Annotated in this window: 20 protein-coding genes; all 20 read left to right on the plus strand. The window is 37.6% G+C overall.

Features of this window, described 5'->3' with window-relative positions; translation table 11 throughout:
* The first annotated feature begins 7 nt into the window (after positions 1-7).
* The 20 genes from nuoN to galU all read left to right on the plus strand — a co-directional run bounded on the left by nuoN (position 8) and on the right by galU (position 20,897).
* On the plus strand, positions 8-1,528 hold the full coding sequence (nuoN, locus tag AB1280_RS18970; RefSeq protein WP_429757365.1) for an NADH-quinone oxidoreductase subunit NuoN: 1,521 nt from the start codon (positions 8-10) through the stop codon (positions 1,526-1,528).
* 129 nt (positions 1,529-1,657) lie between these two features.
* Positions 1,658-1,894 (plus strand): DUF1146 family protein, encoded by a 237-nt coding sequence (locus AB1280_RS18975; RefSeq protein ID WP_020061457.1) that lies wholly within the window; start codon positions 1,658-1,660, stop codon positions 1,892-1,894.
* Between the two features lie 70 nt (positions 1,895-1,964).
* The gene (locus tag AB1280_RS18980; protein WP_429757366.1) at positions 1,965-2,663 is read left to right on the plus strand and encodes a YwmB family TATA-box binding protein; all 699 of its coding nucleotides are present in this window, start codon (positions 1,965-1,967) and stop codon (positions 2,661-2,663) included.
* A 34-nt stretch (positions 2,664-2,697) separates the two neighbouring features.
* On the plus strand, positions 2,698-4,002 hold the full coding sequence (gene murA, locus AB1280_RS18985; RefSeq protein ID WP_272189857.1) for a UDP-N-acetylglucosamine 1-carboxyvinyltransferase: 1,305 nt from the start codon (positions 2,698-2,700) through the stop codon (positions 4,000-4,002).
* A gap of 201 nt (positions 4,003-4,203) precedes the next feature.
* Positions 4,204-5,226 carry a stage II sporulation protein D gene (gene spoIID / locus AB1280_RS18990; RefSeq protein ID WP_429756649.1) on the plus strand — a complete coding sequence of 341 codons (1,023 nt, stop codon included), beginning with the start codon at positions 4,204-4,206 and terminating at the stop codon, positions 5,224-5,226.
* Positions 5,227-5,470: 244 nt separating this feature from the next.
* Entirely contained in the window at positions 5,471-7,081 is a 1,611-nt protein-coding gene (locus AB1280_RS18995; protein ID WP_429756650.1) for a long-chain fatty acid--CoA ligase, read from the plus strand.
* A gap of 201 nt (positions 7,082-7,282) precedes the next feature.
* Positions 7,283-9,238: a pre-peptidase C-terminal domain-containing protein gene (locus tag AB1280_RS19000; RefSeq protein ID WP_429756651.1), complete on the plus strand. Its 1,956-nt coding sequence runs from the start codon at positions 7,283-7,285 to the stop codon at positions 9,236-9,238.
* A gap of 116 nt (positions 9,239-9,354) precedes the next feature.
* Positions 9,355-10,362: a LytTR family transcriptional regulator DNA-binding domain-containing protein gene (locus tag AB1280_RS19005; protein WP_429756652.1), complete on the plus strand. Its 1,008-nt coding sequence runs from the start codon at positions 9,355-9,357 to the stop codon at positions 10,360-10,362.
* A gap of 233 nt (positions 10,363-10,595) precedes the next feature.
* On the plus strand, positions 10,596-11,438 hold the full coding sequence (locus tag AB1280_RS19010; protein ID WP_429756654.1) for an ATP-binding cassette domain-containing protein: 843 nt from the start codon (positions 10,596-10,598) through the stop codon (positions 11,436-11,438).
* Entirely contained in the window at positions 11,438-12,145 is a 708-nt protein-coding gene (locus AB1280_RS19015; RefSeq protein WP_429757367.1) for an ABC transporter permease, read from the plus strand. Before AB1280_RS19010 ends, AB1280_RS19015 begins: the two co-directional genes overlap by 1 nt.
* A 161-nt stretch (positions 12,146-12,306) precedes the next feature.
* Positions 12,307-13,275: a peptidoglycan DD-metalloendopeptidase family protein gene (locus AB1280_RS19020; protein WP_429756655.1), complete on the plus strand. Its 969-nt coding sequence runs from the start codon at positions 12,307-12,309 to the stop codon at positions 13,273-13,275.
* 139 nt (positions 13,276-13,414) lie between these two features.
* Positions 13,415-13,549 (plus strand): hypothetical protein, encoded by a 135-nt coding sequence (locus AB1280_RS19025; RefSeq protein WP_035430594.1) that lies wholly within the window; start codon positions 13,415-13,417, stop codon positions 13,547-13,549.
* Between the two features lie 323 nt (positions 13,550-13,872).
* The gene (spoIIID, locus tag AB1280_RS19030) at positions 13,873-14,142 is read left to right on the plus strand and encodes a sporulation transcriptional regulator SpoIIID (RefSeq protein WP_272189847.1); all 270 of its coding nucleotides are present in this window, start codon (positions 13,873-13,875) and stop codon (positions 14,140-14,142) included.
* A 161-nt stretch (positions 14,143-14,303) separates the two neighbouring features.
* Positions 14,304-15,305 carry a rod shape-determining protein gene (locus tag AB1280_RS19035; RefSeq protein WP_242216887.1) on the plus strand — a complete coding sequence of 334 codons (1,002 nt, stop codon included), beginning with the start codon at positions 14,304-14,306 and terminating at the stop codon, positions 15,303-15,305.
* Between the two features lie 476 nt (positions 15,306-15,781).
* Positions 15,782-16,216 carry a 3-hydroxyacyl-ACP dehydratase FabZ gene (gene fabZ / locus AB1280_RS19040; RefSeq protein ID WP_035430592.1) on the plus strand — a complete coding sequence of 145 codons (435 nt, stop codon included), beginning with the start codon at positions 15,782-15,784 and terminating at the stop codon, positions 16,214-16,216.
* A gap of 286 nt (positions 16,217-16,502) precedes the next feature.
* A complete protein-coding gene (locus AB1280_RS19045; protein ID WP_429756656.1) occupies positions 16,503-17,180 on the plus strand; it encodes a CpsD/CapB family tyrosine-protein kinase in 678 nt (225 codons plus the stop codon).
* A gap of 307 nt (positions 17,181-17,487) precedes the next feature.
* Positions 17,488-18,231 (plus strand): YveK family protein, encoded by a 744-nt coding sequence (locus tag AB1280_RS19050; protein WP_272189844.1) that lies wholly within the window; start codon positions 17,488-17,490, stop codon positions 18,229-18,231.
* Positions 18,221-18,925: a CpsD/CapB family tyrosine-protein kinase gene (locus tag AB1280_RS19055; protein ID WP_272189842.1), complete on the plus strand. Its 705-nt coding sequence runs from the start codon at positions 18,221-18,223 to the stop codon at positions 18,923-18,925. The genes AB1280_RS19050 and AB1280_RS19055 overlap by 11 nt, the downstream gene beginning before the upstream one ends.
* Positions 18,926-18,990: 65 nt before the next feature.
* Positions 18,991-19,758, plus strand: a complete 768-nt coding sequence (locus AB1280_RS19060; RefSeq protein ID WP_429756657.1) for a tyrosine-protein phosphatase — start codon at positions 18,991-18,993, stop codon at positions 19,756-19,758.
* A gap of 257 nt (positions 19,759-20,015) precedes the next feature.
* Entirely contained in the window at positions 20,016-20,897 is an 882-nt protein-coding gene (galU, locus tag AB1280_RS19065; RefSeq protein ID WP_272189841.1) for a UTP--glucose-1-phosphate uridylyltransferase GalU, read from the plus strand.
* The last annotated feature ends 56 nt before the right edge of the window (positions 20,898-20,953 follow it).

Raw genomic sequence — 20,953 nt, forward strand, 5'->3', positions numbered from 1 at the left:
AATGGATATGAAAACATTACTAGGCTTATCATGGCATTTCATGACGCCGGAATTCATCCTGCTTGGCGGGGCTATTCTTCTATCACTTCTAGATCTGTTTGCGAAACAAACGTTTCAGCGCCGAAATTTAGCATACGGGGCAATTGGGACGGTCATACTTGCACTTGTGGCGCTCGTTACATTGTACGGTGCACCAGCCGGAGAGATATTAGACGGATCTTTTATATTAGATGGATTTTCAAAAGCATTTAAAACACTCTTATCGCTCGGTGGCATTCTTGTATTACTTCTTGCGATGAGCGATGATGATAAGCAGCCGATTGAAGATCGAGGAGAATATTATTACTTATTTTTAACGGCGCTTCTTGGCGCGATGTTTATGGCATCTAGTAGTGATTTTATTACACTGTTTATTGGTCTTGAGTTATTGTCATTGTCTTCGTACATTTTAGTCGGCATTCGTAAGGAGCATAAATATTCGAATGAAGCGGCAATGAAGTATGTCATAAACGGTGGTATTTCTACGGCAATTACGTTGTTTGGAATGAGCTATTTGTACGGATTGACAGGCTCAACAAATATTTTAGATATGCAGCGTTTGTTCGTGCAAGGTGTGAGCGGTGATATACAACTTTTACTGTCGCTTGCGTTTATCCTGCTTTTTGTCGGGTTGTCTTTTAAAATTGCAACTGTCCCATTTCATATGTGGGCACCTGATGTGTATGAAGGAGCAGCAACGCCTGTTACGGCATTCTTAGCAACTGTATCGAAAATTGCTGGGTTTGTAATGATTGTGCGCATTTTCTTAATCATTTTCGCAGCTATTCCTGTGCAAAATGAGACAACATCACTATTTAGAAATATGAGCATCTATATCGCTGTTCTTGCTGGGATAACGATGATTGTTGGAAATAGCGTTGCTTTAAAGCAGAGCAGTATAAAGCGAATGTTTGCGTATTCGGGAGTGGCGCATGCTGGTTATTTACTCGTACCACTTGTTGCCATGTCGCCATTTCTTATGGATAGTATGTGGTTTTATATGTTTGCTTATGTACTGATGAATATCGGAGCATTTGCAATTATCCACGGGATAATCTTACAAACAGGGCAGGGAAATATTTCCGCTTTTGCTGGTTTGTATAAACGATCACCATTTCTTGCGACTATGATGACGATTTTTATTTTGTCACTAGCTGGTATTCCTGGGACAGCTGGATTTATCGGGAAGATTAACATCTTTTTAGGGGCCTTTATCGTCCAGCCAACTCATTACGTACTAGCCTCGATTATGATGGGAACAACGGTTATCTCATTCGTTTACTATTTTCGCATTTTACAGCAAATGTTTTTTCGACGGGCAGAAAGTGAAGAGCGCATTGTTCTTCCGGTTAACTTGAAAGTCGTTGTAAGTATTTGCGCGATTGCAACAGTTGTACTTGGTATATTACCAGCAAGCGGTTACAATTTCTTTTATAATTATTTTCCATTGATGAAGGATTTCTTCTTTCTTGGGAACATGGTACAATAGTACAAACTGAAAGTGTAGAGCCTAAACTCTGCACTTTTTATTTTGGTAAATTTTCGTTTACTACATGAGTAGTAAGAAAGTCTGGTTCATACGGGCAGCTTCCCGTTTGAGCAGGAGGGTTGATTGGTTATGGCACAAATTTTAGGGCAACAAGCACTCATTGCAATTGTGTCGCATTTACTGTTTATTACTATCACGTGGTGGGCGCTGCAAGGTCTTCATCTAGAACGATTAATGAAGCCAGGGAAAGTTATGCAAACGAGGGTGCTTCTTATTCTTGTAACGATTGCCATCGGTACATCTGTAAGTAACTTTTTCCTTGATTACTTAGGCTATTCAAAGAGTTTAACGTACCTTGTAAAGTAAAAAAGTACAACGTATAGAACCATCCTTCTCCGTCAACAATGGGGACTAGGAGGGGATGAACGTGAAAAAAATGCAAGCCATGATGTTGATTGTCCTGAGTGTAGTTATATTTTTAGTTGGATATCGAGAAATGAAACCTGTGAGCGATCAGGGAAAAATGGAAAGTATGATTACTGCTTTAAAAAAGAACGGTGCTGATGTTCAGCGTTGGTCTTGGTTAGCAAGGGAAACAAAGACAATTTCCGATATACATACGTTTGAAAAGTTATTGAGTCAAGTGAAGGAACGTGCAAATGTAACAGAATGGGAAATTGAGCAATCTAAAGATGGCTATAAAGCAACCGCGCAAAAAAAGTTTTCTTCTTATGAAGAAAGACTAGTAGTTACGTGGACAATGGAAAATACTAAAGAAAACACTTTCATTATATATGAATTGAGCGGAACAAAATGGGATCCAAAATATACAGATAAGACGATTAAAATTTTTGATACAAAACCAAAAATTTATACTTGTATTCAAGGTGTGCTCAGTGATAAGATTGAAGGTGTTTTGCAAGATAGAGCAAATGAAGTTTTGAAAGATCTTTCAGCAACAACGATTGAAAAAATAGAAGAAAGAGCATTTGTGTCAGTCTCCGCATATAATAAAAAGTGGAATGACGCTCTTTCAACAAATAAAGAGAAAATCAATGTGCAAATAGCAATACGTTCTACGAACAACAAGAATACAATTGTGGTTGGCACACCGATCATAACTTCTGAGTATTGAATAGATGTGAAAAAAGGACACGGAGGGGAATAACTTGGAAAAGATCATCGTCCGTGGCGGAAAGCGGTTGAACGGCACAGTGCGCGTAGAGGGCGCAAAAAACGCTGTATTACCTATAATCGCTGCAGCCCTATTAGCGAGTGATGGAAAGAATGTACTATCTGAAGTACCAGAATTATCAGATGTATACACAATTAATGAGGTTTTGCGTCATTTGAATGCAGAAGTATCTTTTGCAAACAATGAAGTAACAATTGACGCATCAAAAGAACTAAACATCGAAGCACCATTTGAATATGTACGTAAGATGCGCGCGTCCGTTCTTGTAATGGGGCCGCTTTTAGCACGTAATGGCCGTGCACGTATTGCGCTTCCTGGTGGATGTGCAATTGGTTCACGTCCAATTGACCAACATTTAAAAGGCTTTGAGGCAATGGGAGCAAAAGTAAAAGTTGGTAATGGATTTGTTGAGGCGCATGTAGACGGTAAGTTAACAGGTGCGAAAATTTACTTAGATTTCCCAAGCGTAGGGGCAACAGAAAATATCATGTCTGCCGCTGTATTAGCAGAGGGAACAACAGTTATTGAAAACGTAGCAAAAGAACCAGAAATCGTAGACTTAGCGAACTTCTTAAATGCAATGGGAGCAAAAGTACGTGGTGCTGGAACTGGCACAATTCGTATCGAAGGTGTCGATAAATTATATGGTGCAAACCATTCCATTATTCCTGATCGTGTTGAAGCAGGAACATTTATGGTTGCAGCAGCAATTACAGGCGGAAACGTGTTAATTGAAAATGCTGTACCAGAACATTTACGCTCTATTACAGCAAAAATGGAAGAAATGGGCGTTACAATTATTGAGGAAAACGAAGGTATCCGCATTATCGGTCCTGAGAAGTTAAAGGCGGCTGATATTAAAACGATGCCACACCCAGGATTCCCAACAGACATGCAATCACAAATGATGGCATTATTACTGAAAGCAAACGGCACAAGCATGATTACAGAAACAGTATTCGAAAACCGTTTCATGCATGTGGAAGAGTTCCGTCGTATGAATGCAGATATTAAAATCGAGGGTCGTTCTGTAATTATGAATGGACCAGGTAACCTGCAAGGTGCTGAAGTAGCAGCAACAGATTTACGCGCTGCAGCAGCATTAATCCTAGCCGGTTTAGTATCTGAAGGCCATACGCGTGTAACAGAATTAAAACATCTTGACCGCGGATATGTAAACTTCCACGGCAAGTTAGCTGCATTAGGTGCAGATATTGAACGTGTAACTGAACAAGTGAAAGAAGTAGTAGAACAGCAAGTATCTGATCTTCACGCTTAATAAAGGTAGCTTCTATGCAAAGGCATGGAAGCTACTTTTTTGTGTACTCTTATTGTTATAGTCAAGAAACATAATATTTATGCCTGTTTCATTTAAAATTCTAAAAATTAAAACAAAAAACAGATGAAAAAGAACGTGTTCTAAATGCTTGTCTTACTCCATAAGAATGAAATGAGTCTAATTTCATAGTGGAGGAAGATCATGAAAACGACAAAGCCCATTATTGTCATCATAACGCTGTTAATAGCGTTAGTGATTATCGTACCAAGCTTGCTTGTTTTTCCATTTGGGAAAGTGAAAGAAGGGAAGGGTCATTTACCTTCTGCTCTTAAGTCCGCACAAGACATACCAGCTCCCTCTCCTACAAAAACTGATGTGCAAGTATCTGTGTATCGCAGTCAGCAAAAAAAGACCGAAACAGTTTCAATTGAAGACTATGTTGCCGGTGTTGTTGCGGCAGAAATGCCAGCAAACTTTGAAATGGAAGCATTAAAAGCACAGGCATTAACAGCGCGTACATTCGTTGTGAAGCGTATGTTAAGCGGACAAAAGCTTCAAAATAAAGCGGACGTAACAGATACGGTAGAAAATCAAGTGTACAAAAGTAAAGCGGAGCTAAAAGAACAATGGGGCAAAGAGTACGAAGGCAAAATGAAGCGAATTGAAGAAGCGGTAGCAAAGACAGCCGGACAAGTTTTAACGTATGACGGCAGTCCGATTACAGCATCATTTTTCTCGACAAGCAATGGCTATACAGAAAATGCCGCAGATTATTGGGGCAGTGATTATCCGTACTTAAAAAGTGTAAATAGTCCTTGGGATCAACAAGCACCGAAATTTACGAGTGAACAAACCTTTACTGTTGCTGACTTTCAAAAGCGTCTTGGCATAAAAGTGTTGGCAAACGGAAATGTTGGCAACATTAAAGAACGCACAGAAGGAAAGCGCGTTAAGGAAGTTGACTTTCAAGGAAAGACATTAACAGGGAGAGATGTAAGGGACAAATTAGGCTTACGTTCCTCTGACTTTACGTGGAAGCAGCAAGGTGATCAAATTGTCATCACAACGAAAGGCTATGGTCACGGCGTCGGAATGAGCCAATACGGTGCAAACGGAATGGCTAAGGAAGGGAAGGCATATACAGATATTGTTGCCCATTATTATAAAGGTGTAGCCATTTCGGCACTGAATCAATATGAGGGAAAATTGACAGCGAAGAAGTGAAAGCATAGCGCGGCGGCGCTATGCTTATTTTATGTTAGAGTATCTCGTTTTGTCGAAGGATCTTTAAGGTGTGTCGAACTGCCGATAAACAGTGGTAAAGGTATGAATACATCATTTTGTATGATGTAACCCTCTGTCAGACTTTGTAGAAAAGGAAAGAACGGTTGTTAGTTTTTGCCTAGGTTTGTCGTGTTATAATACAGTTGTATCTTTAGATATACAATGATGATAGGGGGTATGGAAGATGATGATGGATGTACCACTTCTCATTCCGGCAATGATGGAACGGGCAGAGAAGTACTTTTCCAAAAAGGAAGTTGTCTCGCGTACGGCATCACGAATTCAAACATTAACATACGGAGAAATTGCAAAGAGGACAAGAAAGCTTGCAAGTGTATTAACGAAAATGGGGATTAGGACAGGAGATAAAGTAGGGACACTCGCCTGGAATCACCATCGCCATTTAGAAGCGTATTTTGCAATTCCAGGAATCGGATCGGTATTACATACGATTAATTTACGACTTTCCTCAGAGCACATTTCCTACATTATTAATCACGCCGAAGATAAAGTTATTTTGGTAGATGAAGATATGGTTCCTGTATTAGAAAGTATTCAACACGAAATTCCTCATGTGAAAGCATTTATCATTATGACAGATGACGATGCACTACCTCATACAACGCTATCACCAGCATATCACTATGATAAACTCCTTGAAGAAGGCGATGAAACATTTCAATTTATAACAGATTTAGATGAGAAAGCACCTGCCGGTATGTGCTATACTTCCGCAACGACAGGAAAACCAAAGGGTGTTGTGTATACGCACCGTAGTATTGCACTCCATAGTTATACGCTTGGACTTGTAGACGGAGGGGACATATCAGAATCGGACACTTGTATGCCTGTTGTTCCAATGTTTCATGTCAATGCGTGGGGGCTCCCATTCGCAAGTACATGGTTTGGTACAAAGCTCGTCTTACCAGGACCGCACTTTACCCCGGGAATTTTAGCAGAGCTAATTGAACGTGAGAAAGTAACGATTACTGCCGGTGTTCCAACTATTTGGATTGGCTTACTGCAAGAGCTTGAAAAATATCCGTATGATATTAGCAGTGTCCGTACGATATGGTCAGGCGGATCAGCAGCACCAAAGGGTATGGTTCGTACCTATGAAGAAAAATATGAAATTGCGTTCAGACAAATCTACGGCATGACAGAAACAAGTCCGGCCGTTGTCATTAATTGTCCGAAGTCGTATCAACGTGATTTACCGAAAGAAGAGTATTATGAATTACGCTCCCGCCAAGGTTATTTACTCCCAGGTCTTGAAATGAAAGTCATCGGTCAAGAGGGTGAAATAAAATGGGACGGTGAAGAAATGGGGGAGCTTTGCCTCCGCGGGCCATGGATTGCCGGCAGTTATTATCATGATGAACGTACTGAAGAATCGATGAAAGACGGCTGGCTACACACAGGAGATATCGTAACAGTGGACCCGGAAGGTTTTATTAAAATTGCTGATCGCACGAAAGACTTGATTAAAAGTGGGGGCGAATGGATTTCCTCCGTCGATTTAGAAAATGCTTTAATGACACACGAAAAAGTATTAGAAGCATCTGTCGTTGCTGTTCCGCATGAAAAATGGCAAGAGCGTCCTGTCGCATGTGTCGTTCTAAAAGAAGGAGAAATGGTCAATCAAGAAGAGCTATATGATTTATTAGAAAATCAATTTCCAAAATTCTGGATGCCGGATGATATTTTATTTGTCGAAGAAATTCCGAAAACATCTGTCGGGAAGTTTTTGAAGCGAGCACTTCGCGATCAGTTGAAGAGTTATATGGTGAAGTAGAAAGATAAAATGAACGAGTGAAAGCATAGCGCGGCGGCGCTATGCTTTTTTATGTGGAGTGAGTATCTGATGTTGTCGAAGTGCAGATAAGTGATATGTATATGTTTATTATAAAATATGGTAATTATAATTGAAAAAATATGTAAATTGTAATATTCTGAAATTGGTATAACATATAAAAAAAGGGGAGAAAGAAAGAAAATGGTAAAATGGCGTAATAAAATAGCTTTTTTAACAGTATTTATTTTTATTTTTATGAATTTTTTTATCGAAGCACCTGTTTTTGCAGATATGAAAAATGCAACTTCTATTGCTATGAATCGTGACTCTGCAGGTAGTGCTCAAAATGGATATGAAAAAGAACCCAATAATACACGGCAAACGGCAAATAAAATTCAATTAAATACAGTATATAAAGGGGCATTAAAAGAATCTTGGGATCATGATTATTATACATTTACGCTTCCGTCTGATGGAAATGTAACATTTTCAATGAAACGCAATAAAACAGCGAGTTGGTATTTGTATATTACAGATAGCAAGGGGAACTCTTACAAACATTTCACAACAGGAAATGGTGCAAATGCTACTGGCAATGAAGAAAAACAAATTGGTTTACCGAAGGGAACATATTATGTAGAGATAATGGATAATCAAAAAGCAATGAATATTCCGTATGAATTCCAAGTGAAATTTCAAGCGAGTAACTATTTTGAAAAAGAATTCAATGACAGCTTTGCGCAAGCTAATTCTATTGAATTAAATAAAAATTATAGAGGAGCGTCGATAAATGGTATCGATACTGATTATTATTCATTTTCAGTTGATGCAACAAAAGTAATCCGTATAAAAATGGAAAGATCTAAAGAAAGTTCTTGGGACGTAACGCTTTATGATGCCAAACAAAAGTATATGAGTAACTTCTCGACTGAATATGGAAAAAATGGAGTTGGAAGTGAAGAACGTACATACACGTTAACAAAAGGGAAATATTACATTACAGTATTTAATGGGAAGGGTGTGGTGGAGAATCCGTATCAATTTAGCGTTTTAGATCGTTCCCCACAATTAACAGAAAAACAAATACAAGTGAATAACTATAAAGGGAAAGACGATGTTGTTACAGTAAATGGTGTGAAAGTAAACGATGTTGTAAAGGTGTACGATCAAGCAACGGGTGGTAAATTGTTAGGCTCGGCTAAAGTAACAAAAGGAACACAGGTGAGTATGAACGTAAAGCAACTTGGACCGAAAGCTGGTAAAGTGTATGTTTCTTTAACACAACCAGGAATGGGAGAAGGTATGCGTACGGCTAGTAGTTTCGCAGGTGAACCGACAAATGCACTGCAAGCAGGTCAGCTGAAAGTTGTAAATAATAAAGGGAAAGCTGATGTTATTACAGTAAGTAATGTGAAACAAGGCAGTGTTGTAAAGGTATATGATCAAGCAACAGGCGGAAAAGTATTGGGCACAGCAACAGTAACAAGTGGAACACAAGCAGTTATAAATGTGAATCAAATTGGAGAAAAAGCAGGTAGTGTATATGTAGCGTTAACAGAATCTGGTTTATTAGAAAGTGCACGAACAGCATATAAATTTGCAGGTGAACCAACAAATGCACTACAAGCAAACCAAGTGAACGTTGTTAACAACAAAGGGAAAGCTGATGTTATCACAGTAAGTGGTTTACAAGTAAATGACGTTGTAAAAGTATATGACAACGCGACAGGCGGAAAATTATTAGGAACAGCAACAGTTACAAAAGGCACACAAGCGGTAGTGAGTGTGCAGCAGTTAGGTGAGAAAGCAGGAGCGACATACGTGACTGTTACAAAGCCTGGTATGAATGAAAGTACACGAACGGCGTATAAGTTTGAGGGGGAAGTATCAAACTCATTACAAGTAAGCCAAGTGAAAATTACAAATAATAAAGGGAAAGCAGATCACATAGTAGTAAGTGGAGTTGTTAAGGGTGATACAGTGCGCGTGTATGATGCAAACAGTAAGCTCTTAGTCACTTCTCCGCAAGCAACGGGAACTACTGTTACGGCAGAGGTGAAACAGTTGGGAACACAAGCAGGTTATGCTTATGTTTCTGTAACGCGTACAGGAATGAAAGAAAGCACAAAAGTAAAAGTAGCTTATAAAGCAGAATAGAGATTGTATGAACAAGCCAGTGAATCAAGTCGTTGGCTTGTTTTTCGTATAATTATCATAATTTTCCAGTTGTTGTTTGTTATAATGAGAAGAAAAAATAACATGGGGGAAAAAATATGGCGCTACTTGAGCTAAAACAATTGGGAAAGACAAATCAATTGCCAACGATTCAGCTCAAAATCGAAAAAGGACAATGCGTTGTGCTGCAATGTAATAATCATACAGCTAAAGTTTTACACCGTATTATCATTGGAGAGGAAGAGGCATCGACAGGAAGTGTGTTATTTGCAGGAAAGCCTATTCAAAAACAAGTGTATGCACGTATTGGTTTTTGTTTTTTAAAAGATGAGGCATATGATCGTTTGAGAGTGAAGGAATATTTCACCTTTTTATCCGGATTGTATGAATCTAGTATGAATATAGAAGAGGTCTTTCAGCATGTTGGTTTACTTGATAAGAAAAATGTCCAAATAGGAAAGTTGTCATTTTCAGAGAAACGTCGTCTTCATATTGGACGTGTCATGATTCATAACCCCGATCTCGTTATATTTGAAGAACCGGAACAAAACGTAGATATAGAGAGTACGATTATTATTCGGAAGGCAATTATGAAATTAAAAGAACAAGGAAAAGCAATTTTCATTACTTCTGCCTTTCTTTCAGACGCATTATCTTTAACAGAGGATGTGTATGTGTTACATCCAGATGGCGTGAAAAAGGTGGAAATTGAACAAGAAGAACAAGTAGAAGTAGAAGACGAAAAAGTGATCAATATGATTCCGCAAATGAAATTAGAACGTATCCCGGCAAAAGTAAACGATAAAATCATTTTATTGGATCCGATGGAAATTCAATTTATTGAAACGCAAAATGGTACTACACATATTCATGTGCATGAAGGTGATTTTATTTGTGTACTTACGTTAAGTGAATTAGAAGAACGTCTAAAAGGATTCGGATTCTTCAGATGTCATCGCTCTTACCTTGTGAATTTACAACGTGTACGAGAAGTGATTACATGGACGCGAAACAGCTACAGTTTAATCCTTGATGATGAACGAAAAACATCAATTCCGCTGTCAAAAGGAAGAATGGATGAATTGAAAGATGTAATTGGACTGTAAGTTGGTGCTTCATTCAATCCGATTATTGCTCCAACCACCCATATACTGTTTCACTGAACTCATATTACGCTCCATTCACCGGTAAAAATACTCCTTTTACCGGTATTTTACTGCCAAGCCTCTTTATTTTTCATATGATTGACTCAAGAAAAGCGTAAACAAACAAGCGGAGGCAACTAGCAAGTCGCTGAAGCAGACTTCAACTATAAAAGAAAAGCAAAGGGGATGACGAAATGACGTTGGCAGTTGAAATGAAAGACGTAATGAAAACATTCGACAGCAAAACAGCGCTTCGCAATGTAAGTATTGAAGTAAAACAAGGAGAAATCTTCGGGTTTCTTGGTCCGAGTGGATCTGGAAAAACAACAACTGTAAAAATTTTAACCGCTCAGTTACTTCATAGTGTAGGAACGGTAAAAGTGCTAGGACAAGATATTACAGGGTCAGGAAGCATTGATTATAAACGAATTGGTATTTTAACAGATAACAGCGGTCTATATGAAAGACTTAGCATTTATGATAACTTACTATTATTTTGTGACTTATACGACTGTAAAAAAGAACGAATTGATGAAGTGTTAGCAGAGGTAAACTTATTAGACGATAAAAAAACACAGGTGAAAAAGCTTTCAAAAGGGATGAAACAACGGGTGACATTAGCAAGAGCAATTCTTCACAAACCAGATATTCTCTTCTTAGATGAACCAACATCAGCGCTTGATCCAGTGAATGTTCAAAACATTCATAACATCTTAAGAGATTTAAATAAAGAAGGAACGACAATCTTCTTAACGACGCACAATATGGATGAAGCAGAAACACTTTGCGACCGCATTGCGTTCTTGTGCGGTGGGGAAATTGTTGCACTTGATACACCAGAAAACCTACGACTGCAATATGCGAAAGATAAAATTGAAGTTGTGTTAAAAGATAAGAAAAAAGAAACAGTGCAAAAAGATGAATTAGGAGCAAAACGTATTTCGGAATGGATGAAAAAAGGTGAATTACTATCGATTCATTCTTATGAGCCGACGCTCGGGGATATCTTTATTGAAGTAACTGGGAGGGGATTATGATGACATTTTCTATGAAGCGGTTTTCGGCAATTTTACGGAAAGAGATGCAAGATTTAAAAACGAATGCCCAAGTATTATTAATGGCGATTTTACCACTTGGCTTAGCGTTATTTTATCAACAAATGGGGGGCGGGAAAGAGCTTCTAGGGGGAATTGTAGTTATTATGGTATTGAGTATGGTGACAACAATTACACAAGCGACTCTAATTGCAGAAGAAAAAGAAAAACACACTCTTCGCGTTATGATGCTATCACCAGCGTCTCCTATAGAAGTCATTTTAGGGAAGTCTTTACCAATTATGGTTTTATCGTTCTTTTTAAGTATAATAAGTTTATTTTTGTTAGATACGTTAAAGGGAAATGTCTTTTTATTAATGATCATTATTTTATTGGGAGTACTGCTATTTATTATAATAGGGACAATGATTGGTCTTTTAGCTAAAAACCTAGTGCAGGTTTCTGTGCTTGGCACACCGATTATGATGATTTTTTTTGCAGGGCCTTTATTGCATCTCTTTGTGAAGAATGAAATCGCAAAAAAAATTCTCTATCATATCCCGACAAATCATATTTTTAACGCAATTACAGGTGCATTAGAGGGAAAAGGCTTTCCTGCATTGAGTGAATATATAATAAATATCTCCGTTTGGATTTTGATTACGTTTATTCTGTTTCTCTTCGTCTACAAAAAGAAAAAACTAGACTAAAAAACTGAGCATTTTGGCTCGGTTTTTTCTTTTTTTATCATTTCCTCGGAAATTTTGTAATTCCGATGCATATATTTACAAATTTTGTCGAAAAGTAATCAGTTATAGATTGTATAGGATGTATGAATCTTGTTCAAAATGATTGCTGAGGTGATGATAGAATGAGAGAGAGGGAAAACAAGAAGTCTTCTCGAAAAGTAGTCCATTTGTTTCAAAAGCGTTGGGTATTCCCGACACTATACATTGTGTGTGCAGCAGTCATTTTAACGGTTGCATTATGGTATCAGGCAACGAATACGAAAAAGATGCCTGAGAAAAATGAAGCAACGCAGCAAAGCCAAGGTGAAAATCCGACAATGCCAGTAATCAAATCTTCAGAAGTTGTGAAGATGCCAACTGCAAATGGTACAGAAGTTGTTGTAAAGAAGAAGTTTTACGAAGATAAAGCAGCGGCTGAGGAGCAAGAACAAGCACTTGTTTTTTATAACAACACATACTCTGCAAATACAGGAATCGATATCGCAGCGAAAAATGGAAAAGAGTTTGATGTAACAGCAGCATTAAGTGGAACCGTTACAAAAGCGGAAAAAGATCCACTTCTTGGCTATGTTGTAACAGTTGACAGCGGCAACGGTATTACAACGTTTTACCAAAGCTTAGCAAATGCAAAAGTGGAAAAAGGCGCGAAAATTAATCAAGGTGAAGTGTTAGGGAAAGCAGGATTAAGCGAAGTGAATAAAGATGCAGGCTATCACGTTCATTTCGAAGTTCGTAAAGATAATGTTGCTGTAAACCCAGAGAGCTTCTTTGATAAGTCTGTTGCGGACATTAAAGTTGAAAAGCAAGAAAAGAAAAAAGAAGAGAAATCAACAAGCGGTCAGGCTGATGATAAACAAAAAGAAGAAAAGTCAACAAACAGCTCAGCTGACGATAAGCAAAAAGAAGAGAAATCAACAAGCGGTCAGGCTGATGATAAGCAAAAAGAAGAGAAGTCAACAAGTGGTTCAACTGACAATAAGCAAAAAGAAGAAAAATCAACAAACAGCTCAGCTGATGACAAGAAAAAAGAAGAGAAATCAACAAATGGTTCAACAGAGAACGAAACGACATCTTCTGAACAAGCTGAGTAATGTACAAAACCATCAACTCTCTATACGAGAATTGATGGTTTTATTTTTATATAAAAATACAATGTTTTTAAAAACATTGTAACGGCAAGGAAATTGGACAGAATTCTCGAATATATATTACTAAAGGGAGGGGATTGGTTTGTCGTTATTATTTGTTGTGTCAATTGCAATTATTTTATTATTTGTTTTGTTTTCTTTATATTATTTGATTACCAGTAAGAAAGAAGTCCCCCATCAAAGCCTTTTGGAGGAAGAATTTGATCGAGAGGAATGACGCTTTTTAGAAGGCGTCATTTTTTGTTTCCCTTTTGTTTCAAACGTAAAACTTTCATTTTTCACCGATTTCTCAAAAAAAAATGTAATTTTTGTCACCGTAGTCCGCAAAAATAGAGAACTTGTAGCATATAAATACAATGCGGGCAATACAATGGTTATAAACCAAAGCAAAGAGAGTGTTTGAGGTGAGAAATCGTGGATCATTTCATTATAAATCCCAGAAAGTGTAGCGCTTACAAACAGCACTCGAACTTACAGCTTAGTCACATGCAGCGAGTCTCATTTCACCCTTCTCACATCCAACTTAGGGAGGCGAGTGGTGTGCACGATTACATCAAAGAGAGAACAATCAAGATTGGCAAGTATATCGTGGAGACAAGAAAAACAGTTCGTGTTATTGCGAAGGAATTTGGTGTTTCAAAAAGTACTGTGCATAAAGATTTAACAGAACGCTTACCAGAAATTAATCCAGAGCTCGCAAATGAAGTGAAGGAAATTCTTGATTACCATAAGTCAATTCGTCATCTCCGGGGCGGCGAAGCGACGAAACAAAAGTATCAAAAAGAGGATACAGAAAAAATCGTGCGTTAATAATCTGACATTAAGCAAACATTCCAAAAAAAGTAACTTTTTTTCAGGATAATTCATTTCTTCAATATTACGTTTCAGGAAATAATATGCTAAAATTAGAAATTAGGTATAAAAGAATTCGGGTTTAACCTGATTTAGATATTGAGGAGGAAGACACAGGAATGTTTGCGAGAGATATCGGAATTGACCTTGGCACGGCCAACGTATTAATTCATGTAAAAGGTAAAGGAATCGTATTAAATGAACCGTCTGTTGTGGCAATTGACCGCAATACAGGAAAAGTATTAGCGGTAGGGGAAGAAGCAAGACGTATGGTAGGGCGTACACCTGGAAACATTGTAGCGATTCGTCCGCTTAAAGATGGTGTAATTGCTGACTTCGAAATTACAGAAGCGATGTTAAAACATTTCATCAACAAACTTGACGTAAAAGGCTTTTTATCAAAACCTCGCATTTTAATTTGCTGTCCAACAAACATCACGTCTGTAGAACAAAAAGCAATTCGTGAAGCTGCTGAAAGATCTGGCGGCAAGAAAGTATACTTAGAAGAAGAACCAAAAGTAGCTGCTGTTGGTGCTGGTATGGAAATCTTCCAACCAAGCGGAAATATGGTTGTGGATATTGGCGGAGGTACAACAGATATTGCAGTACTTTCTATGGGCGATATCGTTACCTCCTCTTCCATTAAAATGGCGGGCGATAAGTTTGATATGGAGATCTTAAACTATATTAAACGTAAGTATAAGCTATTAATTGGGGAACGTACGGCAGAAGATATTAAGATTAAAGTAGGTACAGTGTTCCCAGGTGCACGTAGTGAAGAACTTGAAATTCGCGGTCGTGACATGGTAACAGGTTTACCTCGCACAATTACAGTATGCTCTGAAGAAATTACAGAGGCACTAAAAGAAAACGCAGCTGTTATTGTACAAGCTGCAAAAGGTGTATTAGAACGTACACCACCTGAATTATCTGCTGATATTATTGACCGTGGTGTTATTTTAACAGGTGGCGGTGCATTATTACACGGCATTGACATGCTTCTTGCAGAAGAGTTAAAAGTACCTGTATTAATTGCGGAAAATCCAATGCACTGTGTAGCGGTTGGAACAGGTATCATGCTTGAGAACATTGACAAATTACCACGACGCGCCCTGCGATAGAGACGTAATGGAATCAATTGAAAGAACGAAAAACGTTAGGCATACATCCTAACGTTTTTTTTAGTTTATATATCCTTTTATCTATTTTTAAAAATATAACGTTTTTACGAAAAATGAAGAAAAATAAAGAGAAAAAGAGAAAAATAGATTATTATGGGGAAATTTGTAGAAATTTGTCGTTTTCATATCGTATACAATTGTATTATAATGAAATCGAATACGACAAATTGAGGTGAATATGCCTTTGGTATATTGACTTCCCCTAACTTGGGCATATGCTTTTTCTCTCTCCGTGTGAACTGTATTTATGTTTGTTATACCAAAATTTGTAGGGAAGAAAGAGTATATGCATTTTTTTAAATGACACGAAGCAGAAAAATCTGCTTCGTTTTTTTGTAATGACAAATAATATATAAAGTGGGATAATATATACAACCTAGTACTAAGACTAATATCTAAAAAAGGGGCCAGATGTGATGTTAAATATAGAGCAAATTAAAGAAATTATCCCGCATCGCTATCCATTTCTACTTGTTGACCAAGTTCTTGAAGTAGAAGAGGGAAAACGTGCGGTAGGGATTAAAAACGTATCTGCAAATGAAGAATACTTTAATGGTCATTTCCCTGACTACGCGGTAATGCCTGGTGTTCTTATAGTAGAAGCACTAGCTCAAGTTGGAGCAATTGCTGTTTTAAAGAAAGAAGAAAACCGTGGTCGTCTTGCTTTCTTTGCTGGCATTGACAATTGCCGCTTTAAACGACAAGTACGCCCAGGTGATCAGCTTCGCTTAGAAGTAGAAATGACACGTGTACGCGGTCCGATTGGCAAAGGAAAAGCAGTCGCAACTGTAAATGGTGAAGTAGCATGTGAAGCGGAAATTACATTTGCACTTGGAGATAAGAAAGAGTAAACCGTCATGATGATGACGGTTTTTTTATTTTATCTATTTCTTTTTCCTTATACGACATTACATTTTTGAATATAAAATATATTCAAAAAACTCATTGTTAATATAAGTAAAATAATGTATGATTTTGTATGTGCTAGAAACGGTTGAATAAATTGTGATTTTCTTATGCTAGAAAAGTGTATATGTCATCTTGAGAATAGAAAAAACCTCTAGTATGCGCTGATGATTAATGGGGAATTGCTCCCAATGGATGAAGGTGTCACTTTATATGAGGAGGATGTCGTATATGTTTTTTCGTAAACGTCTGCAGTCGAAGCGGAAACTCATTGCATATGAAAGGCCGCAATCTGTTCTTGCTGAGCAATACCGTAATATCCGAACGAATATACAATTTGCTTCTATTGATCAAAAGATCCGTTCTATCGTTGTAACATCGGCAAAACCAGGAGAAGGAAAAACAACGACGACTGCCAACCTTGCTGTCGCCTTTGCACAACAAGGAGAAAAAATCTTGCTTGTCGATGCGGACTTACGAAAACCAGTTCTTCATCAACTATTTCGAGTTGATACCGTTTTTGGATTAACAAATGTATTATCGAGGCAGCGGACACTGCAGGAATGCATTGTAGAAACGGATGTAGAAAACGTGCATCTGTTAGCGTGTGGACCTATCCCGCCGAATCCAGCAGAATTACTAAGCTCAGCGATGATGGGGGAGTTATTGAAAGAAGCAGAGAAGCACTACGATCTCATCATTTTCGATACACCACCAGTTCTTGCTGTTACAGATGCTCAAGTCGTTGCAAATCAATGTCAAGGTATGATACTTGTACTATACAGCGGAAAAACGGAAAAAGAGCAAGCACTAAAAGCGAAAAATGTATTACATCATACAAACACAACATTACTCGGTGTTGTGCTTAATGGGAAACCTCAGTCTGAACATACTTACGGATATTATTAAATTTTAAGAAAATAAGAAACCTAGGTGAAATTTATTGACTCCTAGGTTTTTTATATATATAAATATTTTAGATGTATAAAAATACAGGAATGTTTATTAGGTGTTTGTTGGTAAATTGCCGCGAGGATATTGTCAGATTTAGTAGGATTTTGTAATATTAAATTAGGTTTTTTAAAAGAATGAATATAGGTACTGTGAATTGACAATAACATAGAGGTTTTTATAAAAATCTTAGGTTTTATAAAAATCGTACATTTTTTTATGTTATACTTTTTGTTATGTAAAATTATGAGAGCTGGGGGAGCTTATGGAAGAAACGATTAGTTTAAAAGAATTATTTCAAGTTTTACGAAAGCGCTTCGCAATGATTCTTACTATTACATTTGGAGCAGCAATCATTAGTGCGATTGTGAGCTTTTTCTTTATGACACCAATCTATCAATCATCAACGCAAATTCTTGTTAACCAAAAGAAGCAAGAAGGAGCAGCGATTCAATTTAATGAAGTTCAAACGAACGTTCAATTGACTAACACATATAAGGTCATTATTAAAAGTCCTGTTATTTTAGATCAAGTGAAAGAAAAGTTAAACTTAAATATAACAACACAAGAGTTAAATAAACAGATTGAAGTTGCTAATGAAAAAGATTCACAAGTTGTAACGGTAACAACGCAAGATAAAGACCCAAAGGTAGCTCGTGATATTGCTAACACAACGGCAGAAATATTCAAAGGCGAAGTTGCCAAAATTATGAGTGTAGATAACGTCACTGTTTTATCAAAAGCAGAAGTGGCAGACGATCAATCTCCAATTAAGCCGCGTCCGATGATCAATATTGCGATTGCGTTTGTTGTAGGATTAATGGCATCTGTTGGACTAGCATTCTTACTAGAATACTTAGACAACACTGTAAAGAAAGAAGAAGATGTAGAGAAATTACTAGGATTACCAGTTCTCGGTATCGTTGCGCGTATGGATGCAGAAGAAGTAGGGAGTAAATCACGTGCAGCATCAGCGAAGAAAGTAAGGGGGCAAACAATTGGTTCTTAAAAGCTTATTTAAGAAAAAGAATAATCATCGTCAACGCCGTCAATTAATTGCATACCAACAGCCAAAATCACCAATCTCTGAGCAATATCGTAACATTCGTACAAATATTGAATTTGCCTCAGTAGATCGAAAAATCCATTCCTTAATGGTGACGTCTGCGAATCCAAGTGAAGGAAAAACGACGACAACATCAAATATTGCTGTTGTATTTGCTCAGCAAGGAAAGCGCGTCCTACTTGTCGATGCAGACTTGCGAAAACCAGCAACGCACCAAATGTTTCAAGTTGACAACATTTTCGGTTTAACAAACGTCTTAACAGCTGGTGAACGATTAGAAAAGTGCATTCAAAAAACAGCAGTAGATAAATTAGATTTTCTCTCATCTGGCCCAATTCCGCCAAATCCTGCAGAACTACTTGGATCTAATGCGATGAAAGAACTGCTTGCTCAAACTTACAGCTTATATGATCTAGTAATCTTCGACTTGCCACCAATCTTACCAGTAACAGACGCACAAATTATGGCGAGCCAGTGTGATGCATCTGTACTTGTTGTACGTAGTGAACAAACTGAAAAAGAAGCAGCAGTAAAAGCAAAAACATTATTAGAATCTGCAAAAGGTAAATTGCTAGGTGTCGTTCTGAACGATCGTGAACGTGAACAGAGCTTATATTACTACTACGGTGCAAACTAAAGGGTTGTGCGCACGGCGCACTTCTCTTTCATCTTGAAAATTCATAAGAAGAGAGGGTGAAGACAATGATCGATTTGCATTGTCACATTTTGCCTAGTATCGATGACGGGGCTGGGACGTTAACGGATAGTCTTGCAATGGCACAAAAAGCAGTGGCAGAAGGTATTCATACAATTGTTGCGACTCCGCATCATCAAAATGGTAAATATATAAATGAACGCGCAGAGATTCTTCATCAAATAGAACAATTAAATGAAGCACTCCAAGAACATGATATTCCTCTAACTGTGTTACCAGGTCAAGAAGTTCGTTTATACGGGGACTTATTAGCAGATTATGAAGCTGGTAAAATTCTTACATTAAATGAAATGAATAAATATATACTAATTGAATTTCCATCCAATCATGTACCGCGTTATGCTGAACAAATGTTATACGAATTAAGAGTAAAGGGTATGATTCCTATTATTGTTCACCCCGAACGCAATGCGGAGTTAATCGAGCAGCCAGATAAATTATATAACCTCGTAAATAAAGGTGCGTTAACACAAGTAACAGCTGGGAGTCTGCTCGGGAACTTCGGTAAAAAAATTAAAAAGTTCTCCATGCAGCTTGTTGAACATAACTTAACGCATATGATCGCATCAGATGCGCATAACACAACGACAAGAGCATTTCATTTACAAGCTGGCTATGATGTTATCGAAAATGAATTTGGCACAAATACGCTCATAGACTTCAAAGAAAACCCATATTTGTTAATAAATGGAAAAACGATATATAAAGAAGATCCACAACAAATTCGCCGTAAAAAAATATTTGGTATTTTTTAAGGTAAACAATGGTGATGTCTCCTAACCGTTATCAACGGAGGCACTCGGTTGTGCTGTGGGTAGAAATTATATTTCAACCTACCTTAGACGCTTGTCGTCGGGAGCATGGCGTGAGGATGGGTTAGATGCCCAATATATTTTATAAAAACTCTAGCTATGGAGTTGTGCAGAATGACACTGTAGCTAGAGTTTTTATCATTTTAGTATTCTTATATAAAGATAAAAGAGGAATGGAAAAATAGTTAGGGGGAATTATTTTGAAACAAGTAAAAAAAGCAATTATTCCAGCGGCTGGACTGGGAACAAGATTCTTACCAGCAACGAAAGCAATGCCAAAGGAAATGTTACCAATTGTAGACAAACCGACAATTCAATACATCGTAGAAGAAGCAATTGAATCTGGTATTGAAGACATCATTATCGTAACAGGAAAAGGAAAACGTGCAATTGAAGATCATTTCGATCATTCCTTTGAACTGGAAGAAAACTTACTATCAAAAGGTAAATATGAAATTTTAGAAAAAGTACAAGAATCTTCAAAGATTAACATTCATTATATACGTCAAAAAGAACCGAAAGGGTTAGGACACGCAGTATGGTGTGCTCGTAAATTTATCGGAAATGAACCATTTGCGGTATTACTTGGCGACGATATTGTACAAGCAGAAACGCCATGCTTACGTCAGTTAATCAATGAATGCGAAGCAAAAAGTGCTTCTGTCATTGGTGTCCAAACAGTACCAGACAACGAAACACATCGCTACGGCATTATTGATCCAACTATACAAAAGGGCCGCAGCTACCAAGTGCGTAAATTTGTAGAAAAACCAGCACAAGGAACAGCGCCATCTAACTTAGCGATTATGGGTCGTTACGTGTTAACACCAGAAATCTTTATGTTCCTAGAAGACCAGCAAACAGGTGCGGGCGGAGAAATTCAATTAACGGATGCTATTCAACGTTTAAATGAAATTCAAAGAGTGTTTGCTTATGACTTTGAAGGAACACGATATGATGTTGGAGAGAAGTTTGGCTTTATTAAAACGACAATTGAAATGGCACTTCAGCATGATGAACTAAAAGACGAGTTGATGAAGTATATGAATGAGTTGGTAGAGAAAGAGAATGTGCATGTATAAGGGAGGAAGATAAAGTTGGAAAACCAAAGTGCGCTAAGTGAATCTATACAACAAAG

The organism is Bacillus sp. S10(2024) (assembly GCF_050473865.1).
Classification (GTDB): Bacteria; Bacillota; Bacilli; order Bacillales; family Bacillaceae_G; genus Bacillus_A.